20 protein-coding genes are annotated in these 18,362 nt (G+C 68.9%); 8 read left to right on the top strand and 12 right to left on the bottom strand.

Annotated elements, in window-relative coordinates; translation table 11 throughout:
- Positions 1–23: 23 nt before the first annotated feature.
- Positions 24–986: a serine/threonine dehydratase gene (locus tag C8P66_RS10920; protein WP_111398296.1), complete on the top strand. Its 963-nt coding sequence runs from the start codon at positions 24–26 to the stop codon at positions 984–986.
- On the opposite strand, the gene C8P66_RS10915 is transcribed toward C8P66_RS10920, so the two are convergent.
- Positions 955–2,013, bottom strand: coding sequence for a WcbI family polysaccharide biosynthesis putative acetyltransferase (locus C8P66_RS10915; RefSeq protein ID WP_111398295.1), 1,059 nt, complete (start codon positions 2,011–2,013; stop codon positions 955–957). The genes C8P66_RS10920 and C8P66_RS10915 overlap by 32 nt on opposite strands.
- Positions 2,010–3,056: a GSCFA domain-containing protein gene (locus C8P66_RS10910; RefSeq protein WP_111398294.1), complete on the bottom strand. Its 1,047-nt coding sequence runs from the start codon at positions 3,054–3,056 to the stop codon at positions 2,010–2,012. The genes C8P66_RS10915 and C8P66_RS10910 overlap by 4 nt, the downstream gene beginning before the upstream one ends.
- A 230-nt stretch (positions 3,057–3,286) precedes the next feature.
- Here C8P66_RS10910 and C8P66_RS10905 point away from each other — a divergent pair, with 230 nt between their 5' ends.
- Entirely contained in the window at positions 3,287–4,123 is an 837-nt protein-coding gene (locus C8P66_RS10905) for a M15 family metallopeptidase (RefSeq protein ID WP_158537207.1), read from the top strand.
- Between the two features lie 61 nt (positions 4,124–4,184).
- Here C8P66_RS10905 and phnE (C8P66_RS10900) read toward each other — a convergent pair whose 3' ends face one another.
- The 5 genes from phnE (C8P66_RS10900) to C8P66_RS10880 all read right to left on the bottom strand — a co-directional run bounded on the left by phnE (C8P66_RS10900) (position 4,185) and on the right by C8P66_RS10880 (position 8,786).
- Positions 4,185–5,027 carry a phosphonate ABC transporter, permease protein PhnE gene (gene phnE, locus C8P66_RS10900; RefSeq protein WP_111398292.1) on the bottom strand — a complete coding sequence of 281 codons (843 nt, stop codon included), beginning with the start codon at positions 5,025–5,027 and terminating at the stop codon, positions 4,185–4,187.
- Entirely contained in the window at positions 5,024–5,929 is a 906-nt protein-coding gene (gene phnE / locus C8P66_RS10895) for a phosphonate ABC transporter, permease protein PhnE (RefSeq protein WP_245903432.1), read from the bottom strand. The genes phnE (C8P66_RS10900) and phnE (C8P66_RS10895) overlap by 4 nt, the downstream gene beginning before the upstream one ends.
- Before the next feature lies 1 nt (position 5,930).
- Entirely contained in the window at positions 5,931–6,926 is a 996-nt protein-coding gene (gene phnD, locus C8P66_RS10890; protein WP_111398291.1) for a phosphate/phosphite/phosphonate ABC transporter substrate-binding protein, read from the bottom strand.
- A gap of 32 nt (positions 6,927–6,958) precedes the next feature.
- On the bottom strand, positions 6,959–7,753 hold the full coding sequence (gene phnC / locus C8P66_RS10885; RefSeq protein ID WP_111398290.1) for a phosphonate ABC transporter ATP-binding protein: 795 nt from the start codon (positions 7,751–7,753) through the stop codon (positions 6,959–6,961).
- Positions 7,754–7,871: 118 nt separating this feature from the next.
- Complete coding sequence (locus tag C8P66_RS10880) at positions 7,872–8,786, bottom strand: bifunctional helix-turn-helix transcriptional regulator/GNAT family N-acetyltransferase (protein ID WP_158537206.1); 915 nt, start codon at positions 8,784–8,786, stop codon at positions 7,872–7,874.
- Between the two features lie 113 nt (positions 8,787–8,899).
- On the opposite strand from C8P66_RS10880, the gene C8P66_RS10875 reads away from it, so the two are divergent.
- Positions 8,900–9,466 (top strand): DUF2889 domain-containing protein, encoded by a 567-nt coding sequence (locus C8P66_RS10875; protein WP_111398288.1) that lies wholly within the window; start codon positions 8,900–8,902, stop codon positions 9,464–9,466.
- Here C8P66_RS10875 and C8P66_RS10870 read toward each other — a convergent pair.
- Complete coding sequence (locus C8P66_RS10870; RefSeq protein WP_111398287.1) at positions 9,463–9,744, bottom strand: BolA family protein; 282 nt, start codon at positions 9,742–9,744, stop codon at positions 9,463–9,465. The two genes, C8P66_RS10875 and C8P66_RS10870, sit on opposite strands and share 4 nt — an antisense overlap.
- Positions 9,745–9,930: 186 nt before the next feature.
- Between C8P66_RS10870 and C8P66_RS10865 the strand changes: the two genes are divergently transcribed.
- The 4 genes from C8P66_RS10865 to C8P66_RS10850 are packed head-to-tail and all read left to right on the top strand — an operon-like array spanning position 9,931 to position 14,444.
- Positions 9,931–10,584 (top strand): J domain-containing protein, encoded by a 654-nt coding sequence (locus tag C8P66_RS10865; RefSeq protein ID WP_111398286.1) that lies wholly within the window; start codon positions 9,931–9,933, stop codon positions 10,582–10,584.
- Positions 10,585–10,630: 46 nt separating this feature from the next.
- A complete protein-coding gene (gene cobS, locus C8P66_RS10860) occupies positions 10,631–11,635 on the top strand; it encodes a cobaltochelatase subunit CobS (RefSeq protein WP_111398285.1) in 1,005 nt (334 codons plus the stop codon).
- 5 nt (positions 11,636–11,640) lie between these two features.
- Positions 11,641–13,512, top strand: a complete 1,872-nt coding sequence (gene cobT, locus C8P66_RS10855) for a cobaltochelatase subunit CobT (RefSeq protein ID WP_111398284.1) — start codon at positions 11,641–11,643, stop codon at positions 13,510–13,512.
- On the top strand, positions 13,512–14,444 hold the full coding sequence (locus tag C8P66_RS10850) for an esterase-like activity of phytase family protein (RefSeq protein WP_111398283.1): 933 nt from the start codon (positions 13,512–13,514) through the stop codon (positions 14,442–14,444). The genes cobT and C8P66_RS10850 overlap by 1 nt, the downstream gene beginning before the upstream one ends.
- 7 nt (positions 14,445–14,451) lie before the next feature.
- Here the strand turns inward: C8P66_RS10850 and C8P66_RS10845 are convergent, their stop codons facing one another.
- The 4 genes from C8P66_RS10845 to C8P66_RS10830 form a co-directional block, all read right to left on the bottom strand.
- Positions 14,452–15,111: a sensor histidine kinase gene (locus C8P66_RS10845; protein ID WP_158537205.1), complete on the bottom strand. Its 660-nt coding sequence runs from the start codon at positions 15,109–15,111 to the stop codon at positions 14,452–14,454.
- A gap of 146 nt (positions 15,112–15,257) precedes the next feature.
- Positions 15,258–15,560, bottom strand: coding sequence for a 50S ribosomal protein L28 (rpmB, locus tag C8P66_RS10840; protein WP_111398281.1), 303 nt, complete (start codon positions 15,558–15,560; stop codon positions 15,258–15,260).
- An 84-nt stretch (positions 15,561–15,644) separates the two neighbouring features.
- A complete protein-coding gene (locus C8P66_RS10835; protein WP_245903430.1) occupies positions 15,645–15,932 on the bottom strand; it encodes a hypothetical protein in 288 nt (95 codons plus the stop codon).
- Positions 15,933–15,989: 57 nt separating this feature from the next.
- Complete coding sequence (locus C8P66_RS10830; protein WP_245903428.1) at positions 15,990–17,885, bottom strand: ABCB family ABC transporter ATP-binding protein/permease; 1,896 nt, start codon at positions 17,883–17,885, stop codon at positions 15,990–15,992.
- 123 nt (positions 17,886–18,008) lie between these two features.
- On the opposite strand from C8P66_RS10830, the gene C8P66_RS10825 reads away from it, so the two are divergent.
- The gene (locus C8P66_RS10825; RefSeq protein WP_111398279.1) at positions 18,009–18,356 is read left to right on the top strand and encodes an Hpt domain-containing protein; all 348 of its coding nucleotides are present in this window, start codon (positions 18,009–18,011) and stop codon (positions 18,354–18,356) included.
- Positions 18,357–18,362 lie beyond the last annotated feature (6 nt).

Below are 18,362 nucleotides of genomic sequence, written 5' to 3'. Positions count from 1 at the left end.
AGAGGGGCTGGGAGGATGGCCCTATGCAGCAGTCCATCACTGCGGCCGCGCGCCGCATCGCCCCTTATATCCGCCGCACCCCCCTCTTGGAGGTCTCGGCCGCCAGCCTGGGTGCGCCTTGCGACGCGGTGCTGAAGCTGGAGGCCTTGCAGGTCTCCGGCTCCTTCAAGGCGCGCGGCGCCTTCAACCGCATGCTCTCCGCGCCGGTGCCGCCGGCCGGGGTGATCGCGGCCTCGGGCGGCAATCACGGGGCGGCGGTGGCGCTGGCGGCCCGGGTGCTGGGGCACCGGGCCGAGATCTTCGTGCCCGCCATCTCCGCCGCTGCCAAGCGCGCCCGGATCGCGGCCGAGGGCGCGCATCTGACCATCGGCGGCGCGAGCTACGACGAGGCCCGCGAGGCGAGCGAGGCCCGTGCCGCCGAGACCGGGGCCATGATCATCCACGCCTATGACCAGCCCGAGGTGCTGGCAGGGCAGGGGACGCTGGCGCTGGAATGGGAGGAACAGGACCCCGGCCTGACCCATGCGCTGATCGCCGTCGGCGGCGGCGGGCTGCTGGGCGGCATCGCCGGCTGGTGGGGGCGGCGGGTCGCATTGGTGGCGGTGGAGCCCGAGGGCTGCCCCGCCTTCCTCTCCGCCCTGCGGGCCGGGCGGCCGGTGCCGGCGCCGGTCGGCGGGCTCGCGGCCGACAGCCTGGGCGCGCGGCAGGTGGGGGCCTTGATGTTCGCGGCCGCCGCGCCGGTGGTCACCGCCGCGGTGACCGTGCCCGATTCAGCGATCCGGGAGGCGCAGATGCGGCTGTGGTCCGCCTGCCGGGTCGTGGCCGAGCCCGGCGGGGCGGCGGCGCTGGCGGCGCTGCTCTGCGGGGCCTGGGTGCCGGGGCCTGGCGCGCGGGTGGGCGTGCTGGTCTGCGGGGCGAATTGCGATCCCGCCGAGGCGGCGGGTGGCGTCCCTACTACGGTTGGGACAGATAGGGCCGCACCGTGATCTGAAACTCCTTCGAACGGAGCAGCACCTCACGCAACTGGGCGAGGGTTGGGAAGGCCTTCGCGTGGAACTCCGCCACCTCGTCCCGCTCGCATTCGCGTCCCAGGATCAGGCGATATGCCTGCTTCACATCCTGCGGGGTGAGGGCGGGGGCGAGGCGGATAGGCGCAACCGGCGTGCCAAGACCCTGCTCGCGGAGGAAGTTCCGGGCGCGCTCGACCACGGGGACCGGTTCGAACCGGGTCCAAGTGGCATAGGCGGCATAGGCCTGCTCGACCATCGTCGGCAGATCCCTGGTCTTGAAGTGGCATTCAAACTCCAGGCTGCCGGCGATGCCGAGGCGTTCGGCGATCTCGGGATAGACCGGCCATTTGGAGGGCTCGACGAAGGTGTCGTCCGGCACGGCGGCATCGCGCACCGGCAGGCCCGCGCGTTGCAGCGTCGCCTTCGCGATCCCGAAGATGATTTCGATGCGGGGATGGACCGGCGAATGCATGAAGTATCGGGATGCCCGTCGCAGCACCTCGTCGAAGCTGACCTCGTACTTGGCGAGCATGGCCGTTGCCTGCTGGAGGTCGCCTTCATAGGCGTCGAAGTACCCGAGCGATGCATAGGTGAAGGCATTGAAGAGCCGAATGGCGCGCTGCGGGGAAAGCCCTTCGAGGAAGCAGGCCATGACGATCGCCGAATGGCAGGGATCCGTCGGTCCGCGCGTGGCGCTGCCCGTCGTGCCCTGGTAGATCAGGCGATCGGGGTGGAACCCACGGAAGCTGAAGGCCGGAAATATTAGGGCCCGGTGCGCACGGGGAACCAGCAGATCGGTCCGCAGCGGACCGCTGGGCGCGTCATGGACGGGCTGCGTCAGCAGAAGATCGCAGGCGGAAAGATTGCTGGCATGGGCTTCAAGATCGCCATTCCTGTCGTTGGTGTCCAACCGGACCACCGTCAGCTCATGACCTGGAGCAAGCGCGTTCAGGCTGGCAACGAAACCGGCGGTCTGGCAATTGCCAAGGATACCGATCTTCATGAATCAATGGCCTCCTCGTCGCAGATGATGGCTGACAGGGCAGCGAATTCCGGGTCCAGGCGGACGGGAGCGGCAGGGGGCTTTGCCGGGAGGACGGGCGTAGCGGGCGCCTCTGTGCTGGCTGCGAGGTAGTGGCGCGAAAACAACCCCATGACCGCCTCAACACCCTGCGGCGTCACGTTTCTCAACGTCTCGTCGAAGTAGCGGTAGCCGGTGTGGTGCCCCGTCACGATCTCATAAGAGGGAAAATAGGCGACCGACGGCTCGTTGCGGCTAACGTCCTCGGCCGCGACCCGCAGCACCGATTTGCTGTAGATCGTCGAGACCAGCACATGGCGGTCCTCATAGGTCGCGACCAGCGGGACCGGGGACACCGTGAAGATCACCCGCACGCGCGGGTTGACCGCGCGAAACGCTGCCATGAAGGCGGTCAGGTCGGCGGAAATCTCGGCGATAGTGAAGTTGTGGAAAGCGATGTCGCCATGATCCGGCGCAGCCGCCACACCGGGGGCGAGCGGGAATACCGCGCCGTCTTTGGTCGAGCGCCAGGCTTCAGTCAGGCCAAGCGTGAAGATGAACACGTCGCAGTCTTCGAACATGCGTCGCACCGCTGCCAAATGCTGGTCCCGGTCGGCACGCAGCGCCTCGATCGTGGCAAATCCCTGCGGTTCGACCTGCGGGCGGAACGGATCGACGAGGCGGCCGTCCGGGCGCGTCCAGGCCTCCTCCGTCGGCTCGAACAGGCCATAGGCGCGGCGAAACAATTGCAGGAGCTGGGCGGGCGAATAGATGTTGCCGAAGCGCGCGGGGAAGGTTCCGAAGCCCCGCTCGGGCGGCCCGGTTTCGGTGACGAGGTAGTCAAACCCCTGCCGCACCAAGGTGCGGGAAATGTGTTGCGCGAAGCAGCTTCCCGCCGTGGCGATCTTGTCGGAGGCTGCGATGAGGAATTTGGCGGCTCCGACGGGATCGACATCCGCTGGTGCTATGGCGACCGCCCGCCGCCAAAACGAGCCGTCGGGCCGTCCAGAATAGGGATTTAGCATTAGACCTCACGCAAAGCTCTGGGTACGGCGCCATTAACTCTCCAATGATATTATGGGGTGAGGTTAGCCCGGCCGATCGGTCAATAACGAAAGATATCAAACACGATTCCGTGTGGCATCGATCGGCGCTGCCGGATTGGGCCGGCGCCGCCCGGCCGGAGCACCGCAACCAGCTCTGGATTTTATCGATGCCGATCCGCCATGATCCTCCCCTGAACGGGAGCAGACAGATGCCGGGCGATCTCAGCTGGGGGCAATTCCAGGCGGTCCTGAAGGCGGACGGGCTTTATGCGGGCGAGATCGACGGGGCGCCCAATCCGGCGATCCTGGAGGCGATCGAGGCGCGTTTCTCGCGTGAGGCGATGGCCGGGCGGCTTGCCGGCGGGTGGGAGGGCTGGGGCCCCGAGCGGCGGAAGATCGCCGTCGAGCAATCGATCATCCGCGACGCCGGCATCGAGGTCGGCAAGATCGATGGCCTCTCCGGCCCTTCCACCAGCTTTGGCCGCGACTCGTTCCAAAGCCTGCAACGGACTGGCAAGCCGCTGCTGATCGAGGGCCGGGACGAGACGCCGCGGCACCCCATCCCGGCCTCCGGCAAGGCGACGATCTGGCCCCGGCAGGATGAGTGCGAGGCGTTCTACGGCCCGGTCGGGCAGAACCAGGTGATGCTGACGCTGCCCTATGAAATGCGCCTCGCCTGGGACACCAGCCAGCGCGTCACCCGCTTCTCCTGCCATGCCAAGGTGCAGCCTGCCTTCCAGCGGGTGTTCCAGCGGGTGCTGGAGACCTATGGCGAGGCGAAGATCCACGCGTTGCGCCTGGACCTGTTCGGCGGCTGCCTCAACGTGCGCAAGATGCGCGGCGGGACGAAGATGTCGATGCATAGCTGGGGCATCGCCATCGACCTCGACCCGGAGCGGAACACGCTGACGATGAACCACCAGCAGGCGGCATTCGCCAAGCCGGACTACGAACCCTTCTGGGCGATCGTGGAGGAGGAGGGGCTGGTCAGCCTCGGCCGGACGCGGGACTTCGACTGGATGCATTTCCAGGCGGCGCGGCTGTAGCCCCGCCGCCCCGGTTTCAGACCGCCCGGTTTCAGACCGGCTGGTTTCAGACCGCCCGGTTTCAGACCGGTTGGCGCCCGCGTTCGCCGATCAGCTTGCGGCGCACCTTGCCCGAGATCCAGTCGATCACACCGACGGTGATGATCATCAGGATGATGATGAAGGCGACCTCATCCCAATGCCGCACGCGGATGCGCTCGGCGATCTGCAAGCCAATGCCGCCGGCCCCGACCACGCCGAGGATCGCGGCACTTCTTGTGTTGCTCTCGAAGAAATACAGCGCCTGGGCCAGCATCACCGGCAGCACCTGCGGCAGCACGCCGAAGCGCAGGGCGGCGAGCTTGCTGCCGCCGGCGGCAATCACGCCCTCGCTCTGGCGACGTTCCACATTCTCGATCGCCTCGGCATAAAGCTTGGCCAGCACCGCGATATCGGCGGTGAAGATGGCGAGCACCCCGGCCAGCGGCCCCAGCCCCACCGCGCGGACGAAGGCCAGCGCCCAGATCAGCTGGTCCACGCCGCGGAAGCCGTCGAAGACGCGGCGGATGGAGAAGCGCAGCAGGGTCGCCGTCACGACATTCCCCGCACCCAGGAACCCGAGCGGTATCGCGACCGTCGCCGACAGGAAGGTGCCGAGGAAGGCCATGGCGACGCTTTCGGCGATGCCCTTCAGGATCTCGACCCAAAGCTCGCCGGGGGAGGGCGGGATCATCATCACGATGATCACGCCGAGCCCCGACAGCCCGTTCCACAGCCGCACCGGCGTGAAGTCGAACCACCACAGCACCGCCGCCAGCCAGAGCAGGAACGCCGTCCAGCCCAGCCGCCGCGTCATCACCTGCGCCCGCGTGGCGCCGAAGGCAGCCGGCAGCCGTGCGCGCCAGGTCTCGATGCTGGCACTCATGCCGGGCCCCCGAGCCTGCCGATGATGGCGTGGCGCAGCCGTTCGGAGAGCAGGTCGATCGAGGCCACCGCCAGGATGATCAGCAGGATGATGGCGCTGATCTCCTCGTAATAGTTGAAGGAAATCACCTGATAGAGCTCCGCGCCGATCCCGCCGGCGCCGACGAAGCCGACCACGCTGGCCGAGCGGATGTTCACCTCGAAGCGCAGCAGGAAATAGGAGATGAGGTTGGGCAGCACCTGCGGCAGGATCGCGTAGCGGCAGGCCAGCGCCCAGGAGCCGCCGGCCGAGCGCACGCCATCCCAGGCGCCGAGGTCGGTGTTCTCGATCGCCTCGGCGAAGAGCTTGCCGTTGGCGCCGGCGGTATGCAGCGCGATCGCGAGGATGCCGGCCAGGGCGCCCACACCGAAGGCCCAGACGAAGATCAGCGCATAGACGATCTCCGGCACCGTGCGCAGCGCTTCCAGGCCACGGCGGGTGAGCTGGTAGATCAGCGGCGAGGGCGAGAGGTTCCGCGCGGCGGGGAAGGCCAGCACGAGCGACACGGCACTGCCCATTAGGGTCGCGAGGGCCGCCATGTTCGCGGTCTCGAACAGCAGCCAAAGCCATTCCGGCGCGCGGTAGAACCAGAAGGCGAGGCTGCCCTCGGTCTTGGTGCCGCCGAAGAGATGATCGAGGCTGAGGCTGGGAAGGATGCGCCAGAAGTATTCGCCGATCCGCGGCAGCCCGGCCCAGATGGTCGAGGGCCAGGCCTCGCTGACCCAGCCCGCGAGCAGCAGGCAGGGCACGAGAACGGCGATGGCGACAAGGGTGGCCAGGCGCCGTTGCTGGCGCGCGGCCTGGAAGGCAGCCTCCCCCGTCGCGACGACGGGGGAGATGTCCGTATGGAAGGCCGCCGACAAGTTACGAGCGGCGGCGACGCTGGGCGGCCTCGTCGAGGCGCAGATCGACGATGACCTGGTAGTCGGCGTGGGTCACTTCGCGATAGCCGGTGCCGCCGCCGCGCTCGACGTCGCGGTAGATCGCCGGATGCGCCTTGGGCAGTGCGAGGTGGAACAGCTTCATGTCTTCCTTGAAGGACGCGGGCAGCGTGGTCCGCACCGTCAGCGGCCCGTTCGGGATCGGCGCCGACTTCCAGATGATGCGCAGGTCGCGCATGTTCAGCATGCCCTTCTCCACCATGGCCGCAAGGTTGCCGCGGCTGAAGCCCTTGGACTCGTCGCCCTGGCCCGAGGCCCAGGTGCAGGCGCCATCATACTGGCCCTGGAGCACGGCGACGACACCCTGCTCATGCCCGCCGGCGAAGCCGGTGCGGGAGAAGTACTGGCCCGGCTCGACGCCGATGCCGGCCTGGCGCAGGCCGAAGCGCGGGATCAGGTAGCCCGAGGTGGAGTTCGGATCGGCCCAGGCGAGGCTCTTGCCGCGCATCTGCTCCAGGGTGGTGATGCCGCTGTCGGCGCGCACGACCAGGACGGAGATGTAGGAGATCGTGCCGTCCAGTTCCTCGGCGGTCAGGATCGGCTCGACGCCACCGTTGGTGTCCAGCCAGGCGCCGGCATAGCCGGAGGCGCCGAGGCTCGCGGCCTCGATCTGGCCGGCCGAGAAGGCCTGCAGCACGCCGGCATAGTCGGACGCCGGATAGAGGCGGGTGGGGATGCCGAAGGTCGCTTCCAGCAGGTCGCGATAGGCGCCGTAGCGGCCGAGGCGGTCGGCCTCATTCTCGCCGCCCAGCAGGCCGATGCGCAGATTGGGGATCTGGTCGGCCCAGGGGCGACGGCCGGCGGCCGGGAAGGCGGTGGCGGCATCAAGGGTGCGGCGCATGACCGGGGCGGTCTGGGCGAACGCGGGCAAGGTGAGGGCGGAGGCCGCGAGGCCGCCGAGCAGACGACGGGTGATCATGACAGGTTTCCCTTTATGACAGTCAGGAACGCTCAGGCGGCGACGGTGTGCTTGGGGCGCACCGCCTCCTCCGCCTGTTCGTGGAATTCGGCCTCGTCCACGCCATAGATCTCGCGGACCTTCTCGGCCGTAAGCTCGGCCGGCGTGCCGTCGAACATGACGCGTCCCGCCTGCATCGCGACGATGCGGTCGCAATATTCGCGGGCGGTATCGAGGTGATGCAGGTTCACCAGCACCGTCAGACCATCGCGCTTGTTCACGTCGCGCAGCGCATCCATCACGACCTTGGCGTTGCGCGGGTCCAGGCTCGCGATCGGCTCATCGGCCAGGATGACGCGCGGCTGCTGCATCAGGGCACGGGCGATGGCGACCCGCTGCTGCTGCCCGCCCGAGAGCGTGTCGGCGCGCTGCAAGGCCTGGTCGGCCAGGTCGAAGCGGTCCAGCGCCTCCAGCGCCATGGCGCGTTCGGCGGCGGTGAAGCGGCCGAGCAGGGAGGAGATCAGCGGCCGGTGGTTCAGCCGCCCGACCAGGACATTGGTCAGCACATCCAGCCGCTGCACGAGGTTGAACTGCTGGAAGATCATGGCGCAACGGGTGCGCCAGTCGCGCAGGGCCTGGCCCTTCAGCGCCGTCACATCCATCCCATCATGCAGGATGCGGCCGGAGGAAGGCTCGGTCAGCCGGTTCAGCATCCGCAGCAAGGTGGATTTGCCCGCGCCGGAACGGCCAATGACGCCCACCATCTGCCCGGCCGGGATCGAGAGGGAAACCTCGTTCACGGCGGTTCGCTCACCAAAGCGACGGGTCAGCGACTGGATCTGGAGCATCGGGATGTCCTTGTGCGGCGCGGTGGATACTGGCCTTGCGGGACAGGGCGATGACAGGGAAATGACAGTCCGGTTGCGGTCGTCCGTATAATCCGCGGTGGTTGTCGAGCCGGGAGGCTTACAGCGCGCGGTCCCAGTCCTCGGCCACCAGCGCCTGCCCCCAATGGCGGACGGGGGTGGACTGGCTCAGGCCGAAGCCCTCGGCGGCATAGAGCCTGCGGGCGGCGAGCAGGCTGGCGTAGGTCGAGAGCGTCATCCGCGCATAGCCTTGCGCGCGGGCGAACCCCATCGCCTCGGCCAGCAAGGCGCGGCCGAGGCCCCGGCCACGCGCCACCGGGTCCAGGATCAGCAGGCGCAGCCGCGCGGTGCCGCCCCCCGCGTCCACCACCGCGACGCTGCCGGCCGGCGCGCCCCCGAGGGCGGCGATCCACAGCGCCTGCCGGCGCTGGTCCGGGGCGGCGCCGAAATCGGCGAGGATCTGGGCGACATGCGCCTCGAAGGCCAGCGCGTCCCAGCCCTGCTCGCGGCCATAGAGCGCACCGTGGCGGCCGATGATCCAGCCGTATTCCCCGGCCCGTGGCGGGCGCAGCACGGTCGCGGCGGGGTCGGGCGCCAGCAGCGCGCGGGCGCGGCCGAGGGCGGCGGCGAGGTCCTCCTGCGCCGCCGGCGGCAGCCCCGCCAGCAGGGCGGCCGCACCCTGGCGGGAGGCGGCCTCCAGTGCCGCCAAGGCTGCCTGCCCCCCCGCCGTCACCCGCAGCGGGGTGCGGCGGCCGGCGGCCGGGCCGCGTTCGACCAGCCCGCGCTGCTCCAGCCCGCGCAGCAGGCGCGAGACCTGCCCGGTATCCATCGCCAGCATCCGCGCCAGCTCGGCGGCCGAGGGCGGCGGCTGGCCGGCATCGGGGTGGCCGATGTCATACAGCAGCCGCGCCTCGGCCAGCCCGAGCCCGGCGCCATAGGGGTGGCGGACGAACAGGCCGCTGAGGCGGGCCCAGCTCCGGGTGAAATCCCGCAGGGTTTCGATCGTGTCGTTCATGTTGCCGATGGCAGCATCTATCATGCAAAAGTCAACATAAAGAGTGGAGCTTCTGTTCCTTCCCGGACCACTCCCCTATGCTGCGGTGCCGCGCAGACTTTCGGACCCGTGCCATGCCGCTATCGCCCCCCGCTTCTCCTCGTTCCCCGCTGCATCGCCGGTCCCTGGTGATGCATGGCTTCCGGCGCGAGGACGGGCTGTTCGATATCGAAGGCCATCTGCAGGACACCAAGAGCTACGCCTTCGACAATGACGATCGCGGCCGGGTCGAGCCGGGCGAGGAACTCCACGGCATGTGGATACGCCTCACCATCACCGATCACCTGGAGATCGTCTCGGCCGAGGCGGTCTCGGACTTCACCCCCTATGCGATCTGTCCGCAGGCGGCGCCGAATTTCGCGGCCCTGGCCGGGCTGAAGATCGGCCCCGGCTTCAACCGCGCGGTGAATGAGCGGGTCGGCGGCATCCTCGGCTGCACCCATCTGCGGGAAATGCTCGGCCAGATGGCGACCGTCGCCTACCAGACCCTGGTCGGGCAGCGGAAAAAGCGGACGGATGCGGAGGCGGCGCACAAGCGCCCCTCCATCCTCGGCACCTGCCTCGCCTATGCGCCGGACAGCCCGGTGGTCGCGCGGCGCTGGCCGGCCTGGGCCGTGCCGAAGGATACCGCGGCCGACTAAGCCGCTTCGTCGGGCGTCCGCAGGGTCAGGGCCAGGGCATGCAGCCCGGTGGCGAATTCCGCCGCCACGGCCTCATGCGCCGCCCGCGACCGTGCGACCCGCGACAGGCCGGCGAAGGCGGGGCTGACGACTCGCACGCTGTAGTGGGTCTCTCCGCCCGGGGCGGCGCCGGCGTGGCCGGCATGGCGCGCGCTATCATCCTGCACGACCACCTGGGCGGGGGCGAAGGCGGCGCTCAGCAGCGCATGCAGGCGATCGGTGCGTGTGGTCTGGGTCATGCGCGGGGCGTTAGCGCCTGTCGCGCGCGCTGCCAAGCGCGGGCACTGGCGACCGCAGTGCAACTTGCAACCCATGCGTCAAACCCAAGTGTTGCAGTTCAGCCATGACGCAGGGGCGGGCTTTGAAGCAACAAGGTTGCGTTTCTTCGCCTTGCCGCGGCAGGAAACGCCGCCCATAACCCGCTGATGGCTCGACGTGCCAGTACCCTAAGGGCATCCAGCCCGACCCCTGCCGCCAACGCCCGAGGCTGCGATGCACCCGGTTGCGAGAACCCAGGGGAGTTTCGCGCTCCACGAGACCGGTCGCGGCTGCGCGACTACTATTGGTTTTGTCTGGAGCATGTCCGCGCCTATAATCAGGCCTGGGACTTCTACAAAGGCCTGTCGCCGGAAGAGATCGAATCGCAGCTGCGGGACGATACGGGCTGGCAGCGCCCGACCTGGCCGCTAGGCCGGCTCGGCACGCAGGGGCGCATTTCGCCCGAAATGCTGCGCGATCCGCTGTCGGTCTTCGGCGAGGCACCGCCCCCGCGGCAGAAATCCGCGCGCGAGGCTCCGCCGGAACTGCGTGCCGCGCTGGACATCATGGGTCTTGGCTGGCCGCTGACCTCCGACGAGCTGCGCGCCCGCTATAAGGAATTGGCCAAGCGCCTGCATCCGGATCACACCGGCGGCGACAAGGTGGCCGAGGAAAAGTTGAAAGACATCAACCGGGCCTACTCGCTTTTGCGGGCACGGCTTGCGCAGATGCCCTCTGTCAACACATCCTCTGCCAAGACATCCTCTGAAGCGCGCGCCGACCCTGGCGTGCGGACCCCCGCGCGGGCCGCCGCTGGCTGAAGCAAGCGACGACCTGGCGCCGAGCAACGGACATCAGACAGGAAACATGACCAAGGTGGCCACCCTCTCCGACGTCCGACCGACCAGCGCGATCGATCTCCCCGATGCCAGCTTCGCCGTGCGCGATGTCTTCGGCATCGACAGCGACATGGTGGTGCCGGGCTATTCCCTCCGTACCGAGCATGTGCCGGACGTGGACGAGACCTACCAGTTCGACAAGGACACCACGCTGGCGATCCTGGCCGGCTTTGCCTTCAACCGGCGGGTCATGGTCCAGGGCTACCATGGCACCGGCAAGTCCACGCATATCGAGCAGGTCGCGGCCCGGCTGAACTGGCCCTGTCTGCGCGTGAACCTCGACAGCCACATCAGCCGCATCGACCTGATCGGCAAGGATGCGATCGTCCTCAAGGACGGCAAGCAGGTCACCGAATTCCGCGAAGGCATCCTGCCCTGGGCCTTGCAGCACCCCTGCGCGCTGGTTTTTGACGAGTATGACGCCGGGCGCCCGGATGTGATGTTCGTGATCCAGCGGGTGCTGGAGGTCGAGGGCAAGCTCACCTTGCTCGACCAGAACCGCGTGATCCGCCCGCACCCGTCCTTCCGGCTCTTCGCCACCGCGAATACCGTGGGCCTTGGCGACACCACCGGCCTCTATCACGGCACCCAGCAGATCAATCAGGGGCAGATGGATCGCTGGAACATCGTCGCCACCCTGAACTATTTGCCGCATGGGCAGGAGGTGGCGATCGTCATGGCCAAGCTCGGCATGGACCCGGCCGATGCCAAGATGAAGAAGCGCACCGAGGCGATGGTGGCGCTCGCCGACCTGACCCGCGCCGGCTTCATCGCCGGCGACATCAGCACCGTCATGTCGCCGCGCACCGTCATCACCTGGGCCGAGAACACCAAGATCTTCGGCGACATCGGCTTCGCCTTCCGGCTGACCTTCCTCAACAAATGCGACGAGAGCGAGCGCACCACGGTCGCCGAATACTACCAGCGCTGCTTCAACGAGGAAATCTCGACCGGCCTGTTCGGGAAGAAGTAGGCCGGATGTCGGGGTCCAAGGACCAGACCCGCCAGGAAGACTTCAAGAAGGCGACCGCGGGCGCCTTGCGGGCGATGGCCCATGCCGGCGCCGAGGTTTCGGTCGCCTTCCAGCCGGGCCCCTCGGGCCTGGCCGGCAAGCGCGCCCGGCTGCCCTTGCCGACCCGGGCGCTGCCGCCGGGCGAGATGGCGCGGCTGCGCGGGGCGGCGGATGCCATCGCCCTGCGTCTGCGCCACCATGATGAATCCCTGCATGCCGGCCGCGCGCCCTCGCGCCGCGACGCGCGCGAGGTGTTCGATGCGCTGGAACAGGCGCGGGTCGAGACCATCGGCGCCGCCCACATGCCCGGTGTGGCCGCCAACCTCACCGCCAAGCTGACCGAGCAATGCGAGGCCGAGGGCTACGACCGCATGACGCGGAAGGACCAGCTGCCGCTACCGGCCGCGCTGTCCCTGCTGGCGCGGGAACGCCTCAGCGGCGAGCCGCCCCCCGCCGCCGCCCGCCGGGTGCTGGATCTCTGGCGCGAGAGCCTGGACGAGAAGGCGATCGCCGCCTTCGATGAGATGGCCAGGCTGACCGACAGCCAGGAAGCCTTCGCCAAGGCCGCGCGCAAGCTGCTGGTGGCGCTGGATTTGGCCGAGGCCGAGGCCGAAGCCGAGTCCCAGAACGATGAAGAGGGCGAGGAGGGCAATGAGACCTCCGGCTCCCAGGACAATTCGGGCGAGGGCGAGAGCAAGGCCCAGGAGTCCGAGGCGATGCTCGGCGCCCAGCCCGAGACCCAGGCCGGCGAAGCCGCCGAGGAAGACGGCACCGAGCAGGAAGAGGACGGCGCCGCCGCCGAGGGCGACGACAAGCCGGGTGGCCCGCAGGCCAAGCGCGACGTGCCGCAGTCCGATGACGCGAGCCGCTACCACGCCTTCACGACCCAGTTCGACGAGGTGGTGGAAGCCGAGGACCTCTGCGACGCCGATGAGCTGCTGCGGTTGCGCCAGCAACTGGACCAGCAGCTTTCGCATCTGCAAGGCGTCGTCTCCAAGCTCGCCAACCGCCTGCAGCGCCGCCTGCTGGCGCAGCAGCAGCGCGCCTGGGACTTCGACCTGGAGGAGGGGATGCTCGATGTCGCGCGCCTTGCCCGGATCGTCGCCAACCCCACCCATTCGCTGACCTACAAGCGCGAGCGCGAGGCGGATTTCCGCGACACCGTCGTCTCGCTGCTGATCGACAATTCCGGCTCCATGCGCGGCCGTCCGATCACCGTCGCCGCCATGTGCTGCGACATCCTGGCCCGCACGCTGGAGCGGTGCAGCGTGAAAGTCGAAATCCTCGGCTTCACCACGCGTGCCTGGAAGGGCGGGCAGAGCCGCGATGCCTGGATCAAGGCCAACAAGCCCCGCAACCCGGGGCGGCTGAACGATCTGCGCCACGTCCTCTACAAGCCCGCGGACATGCCCTGGCGGCGCGCGCGGAAGAACCTCGGGCTGATGCTGCGCGAGGGGCTGTTGAAGGAAAACATCGACGGCGAGGCGCTCGACTGGGCCTATCGCCGCCTGCTGACGCGGACGGAACACCGCCGCATCCTCATGGTGATCAGCGACGGCGCCCCGGTGGATGACAGCACGCTCTCGGTGAACCCCGGCAACTACCTCGAACGGCATCTGCGCAAGGTGATCGCCGATATCGAGGGTCGCGACGTTGTGGAGCTGATCGCCATCGGCATTGGCCATGACGTCACGCGCTACTACCGCCGCGCCGTCACCATCGTGGATGCCGAGGAGCTGGGCGGCACCATGATGAAGAAGCTCGCCGAATTGTTCGATGAGGACGCTGCCGCCGCCTGGCAGCGCGCCGCCGCGGAACGCGCGCCCATCCTCGTCTGATGTGGGCCGGCCGGCGGGCGTTGCTGGCGGCCGCACTCGCCGGCTGCGGCGCGCTGGATCGGCCGCGCGGGCTGACCTCGCGCCTCCCGCCCTTCACAACCCCGCCCGAGTCGCCGCTGGTGGCGCTCGGGGCGCTGGAAATCCATCGCGATGTGCTCGGGCTGGGCGGGCTGTCCTCGCTGCATGTGGGGGATGACCTCGCGGTTACGGCGATCAGCGATACCGGCCGCTGGCTCCGGGCGCGGCTGGAACTGGCGCCCGATGGCACGCCGCTCGGCCTGGTGGAGGCCCGCACCGGGCCGTTGCGCGATGGCGGCGGGGTGGCGCTGTCGCGCGGCTACCAGGGCGATGCCGAGTCGCTGGTCCGGACGCCGTCAGGGGAGTGGCTGGTCGGCTTCGAACGCTGGCACCGGATCCGCGCCTACGAGCAGATCGACGGGCCGGGGCGCTATGTCGCGCCGCCACCGGGCTTGCAGGCGGCGCCGAGCAATGGCGGGCTGGAAAGCCTGACCTTCCTGGCCGATGGGCGGCTGCTGGCGATCACCGAGAATTATTGGCTGATGGGGCAGGGGGTCGCCGCATGGCTGCGGGGCACCGATGGCGCCTGGGTGCCGACGGCCTATCTGCCGGCGCCGGGCATGGTGCCGACCGATGCCTGCGGCCTGCCCGATGGCAGCGTGCTGGTGCTGGAGCGCGCCTTCAGCCTGCTCGGCGGCTTCTGGGGGCGGCTGGTACGTGTGCCGGCCGCGGCGCTTGCGGCGCCCGTGATCGCCGGGGAGGCGATCCTGGCGCTGGAACCGCCGTTGCCGACCGATAACTGGGAGGGGGTTTCGGCCTTCACCCATCGCGGGCGGCGGCTGGTGGCGCTGGTATCGGACGACAATGAAAGCGTGTTGCAGCGCGGGCTGCTGATGGTCCTGGGCTGGCGTTAGCGGCGGGTCAGGCGGCGGCCGCGGCCGGCTGCGCCCCATCGCTGCCGACCACCCGCCAGCGCGGCAGGGTCAGCCAGGCCCTTGTGCCGATTCCGGCGGCGGATTCCAGCACGAGATCGCCGCCATGGGCGCGCATCAGATCCCGTGCCGTGGCCAGCCCCAGCCCGAGTCCCCGGGTTCCGGCGGCCTGGGCGGTGGCCGCATCCAGATCGGCGACGGGGCTCCCGGCCCCTTCCCCTTCCACCACCAGGGCCACCACCTCGGGCGAGGTGACCAGCCGCAGCGCGATGACATCCTCGGCCGCGGCCTCACGCAAGGCCCGCTGCACGACCGCGCGGATGACGGCGCGGAGCGCGCGGGGATCGGCGCGGAGGGTCATGTCGCGCAGCAGCGGGTCGATCCGCCAACAGCGGCTGCTGCCCTCGACCGTCGCCAGCACCTCGGCCGCCAGCGGGCCGAGGCGCAGGGCTTCCTCCCGCAGGACTCGGGCGCCGGCCTGCAAGGCGAGGCGGTCGTTCGCCTCATCCGCCAGGTCGAACAGGCGCCGGGCATGGGCAGAGGCGTCGGAAGGGCCGAGGAGAAGCTGCCGTGCCGGCGCCTGCAATTCATCGGTCAGTAGGGAGAGGCAGCGGGTCAGCGCGGCCAGGCGTGACTGGGCGTCACGCAAAACAGCCTCGGCGCGGCGCGAACGCCGCCAAAGCCTGGAGGCGAGAACGCCGGCCAGGACCAAGGGCAGGAGAAGAAGAGACGCATCCATCCGCCCAGTCTGGCGGAGGAGAATGAAGGCCCCGTTAACGGGGCCTTCAGCACGGATCAGGCCGCGGCGGCGTCGCGCTTGATCTTGCAGCGCAGAATGCGGCGCTTCAGGACCTGCGCCTCGACCGGCAGGCGCCGGTTCGGGGTGGTCATCAGGAAGGCGTCGAGCCCGCCATTGTGTTCCAGCGTGCGGATGCCGTTGGTGGACAGGCGCATACGCACCGGCACGCCCAGCACGTCCGAGAAGAAGGACGCATCCTGCAGGTTCGGGAGGAACCGGCGGCGCGACTTGTTGTTCGCGTGGCTGACGTTGTTTCCAGCCAACACGCCTTTGCCGGTGATGCCGCAGCGGCGAGCCATGATATTATCCTGTGTCACGTGAGAGGTCGAATTCCGAGGGGCGCGTATGGCCGTCCCCCCGGCCTGAGTCAAGGCGAGGCGGTTTCAGCCCGGCTTCTGGCCGATGCGAAACTCCCCGCTTTCGACCGAGGCGAGCGCATGCCGCAGCACCTGCGCCACACCGCGATCGTCCAGCGAGCGCTGCAACAGTCCCAGCGCGCCGCCGAGCAGCGCGGAGGCGACGATGATCGGCTCCAGCTTCTGCTCCAGCATGTATTCGATCGCCTTGTCCACGACCGAGCCCGCGTGGCTCAAATCCTGCGGCAGCTCCGCACCCGGGTCCTGGTGGTTGGGGTCCTGGTTTTCCAAGGCGTTACTATCTCCGTGGCTCATGGCCGCCATTTGGGGGGGAATCCGGGGTGGTGGAAGGCGGCGAAGGTTACAACGAGGTTAGGTAACTTCCGCCCGCTCGCCCGGCCGTGCCGCGCGGGGGCGGTCCAGATCCGCTGCCGCCTGGGCTGCCGCGGCGGCTTCGGCCGCCGCGACCGCCTCGGCCTGGCGCGACCACATCTGGGCGTAGAGCCCGCCGGTCGCGATCAGCGCGCCATGGTTGCCGCGTTCGGCGATGCGGCCATCGGCCAGCACGATGATCTCATCCGCCTCCACCACCGTGGAGAGGCGATGGGCGATCACCAGGGTGGTGCGCCCGCTCACGACGCCCTTCAGCGCCGCCTGGATCTCCTGCTCGGTCCGGGTGTCCAGCGCGCTGGTCGCCTCGTCCAGGATCAGCACGCGCGGGTTCTTGAGGATGGTGCGCGCGATGGCGACGCGCTGCTTCTCGCCGCCCGAGAGCTTGAGACCGCGCTCGCCGACCCTTGTGTTGTAGCCATCGGGCAGCCGCAGCACGAAGTCATGCACCTGGGCGAGGCGGGCGGCTTCCTCGACCTCGGCATCGCTCGCACCGGGGCGGCCATAGGCGATGTTGTAGCGGATGGTGTCGTTGAACAGCACGGTGTCCTGCGGCACCACCCCGATGGCGGCGCGCACGCTGTCCTGCGTCACCGCTTTCACATCCTGCCCGTCGATCATCACTCGCCCGGAATCGACATCGTAGAAGCGGAACAGCAGCCGGCTGATGGTCGATTTGCCGGCCCCGGTCGGCCCCACGATCGCCAGCGTCCGCCCGGCGGGCACGGTGAAGGAGACGCCCTTGAGGATCTGCCGGTCGGGGCGGTAGCCGAAGCGCACATCGTCGAAGCGCACCTCGCCGGGGCCGGGGATCAGCGCCGGGGCGCCGGGGGTGTCGGCGATCTCCCGCTCCTGCCGCAGCAGGGAGAACATCGCCTCCATGTCCACCAGCCCCTGCTTCATCTCGCGATAGACGAAGCCGAGGAAGTTCAGCGGCAGATAGAGCTGGATCAGATAGGTGTTCACCAGCACGAAATCGCCGACCGTGAGCCGCCCCGCGACCACGCCATTGCCCGCGAGCAGCATGACCCCGGTCAGCCCGATGGCGATGATCGCCGCCTGGCCGGCGTTCAGCCCGTTCAGCGTCTGCTCGGAGCGGGTATAGGCGGTCTCATAGCGGGAGAGGGAGCCGTCGTAACGGCGGGCCTCATGCGCCTCGTTGTTGAAGTATTTGACGGTCTCGTAGTTCAGCAGGCTGTCGATCGCCCGTGTATTCGCCTCCTGGTCCGTATCGTTCATCTCGCGGCGGAATTGCAGCCGCCAGTTGGTGAAGGCCAGGGTAAAGGTGATGTAGATGCCGATGGTCGCGAGCGTGACGGCCGCATAGGTCCAGTCGAACAGGCCCCAGAGGATGCCGGCGACCAGCAGGATCTCAAGCAGGGTCGGCACGATCGAGAACAGCAGGAAGTCGAGCACGAAATTGATGCCGCGCACGCCGCGTTCGATGACGCGCGACAGCCCGCCGGTCTGCCGGTCGAGGTGGTAGCGCAGCGACAGGGCGTGCAGATGCTTGAACACATCCAGCGCCACGATGCGGGCGGCCCGGGCCTGGACGCGGACGAAGACCGCATCGCGCAGTTCCTGGAAGCCCGAGGACAGCGCGCGCAACAGCCCATAGCCGACGATGAGCGCGACCGGGATCAGCGCCACGCCGGCGGCGGCGGCGGCCTTCGGCCCCAGCGCATCGACGGCGCGGGCATAGGCGATGGGCACCAGCACATTGGCGCCCTTGCCGAGCAGCATGAACACGATGGCCGCGACCACGCGCGCGCGAAGCTGGGGTTGGCCGACGGGCCAGAGGTAGGGGGCGAGGGAAAGCAGCGTCCGCGCATGGCTGCGTTCGGCATTGGGGGGGCTGATCGGCGCTTGGGGGGGCAAGATGCGTTTCCGTAAGACGTAAGGCGCGAGATAGCGCGGCGCATCCTATTTGGGTAAGCGGGTTGCCAGGATCAAAGGTGCTATCGCCTTGATCGCGGCTTCCGACCGGCGCGAGGATTTATCATGACATCTGCCTTGGACCTGGAAACGATCGGCGGCCTCGCGCGCGATCTTGCCCCCGCCGATTTCGTCCGGATCGTCCGGACCTTCGAAACCGATCTGTCCCGGCTGGTGATGCTGATGGTCGAACAGGCCACGGCGGGAAATCTCGAAGAATACCGGCGCTCGGCGCACGCCCTGGCCGGTGCCGCCGGCGCGATCGGGGCGAACCGCCTGGCCGCCGATGCCCGCGTGGCGATGGACCCCAAGGACACCACGCCGCCGCGCGACCTGCTGCTGCGGATGGGGGCGGAGGCGCGCCAGGTCCTGACCGAACTCGCCGAATGGGCCGCCAACCCGGGCAGGACCTAAGCTTTC

Source organism: Humitalea rosea, from assembly GCF_003253705.1.
In the GTDB taxonomy this organism is placed as follows: Bacteria; Pseudomonadota; Alphaproteobacteria; order Acetobacterales; family Acetobacteraceae; genus Humitalea; species Humitalea rosea.
Note: the sequence above shows the minus strand (reverse complement) of the source record. Positions and strands in the feature narration are given on the sequence as shown.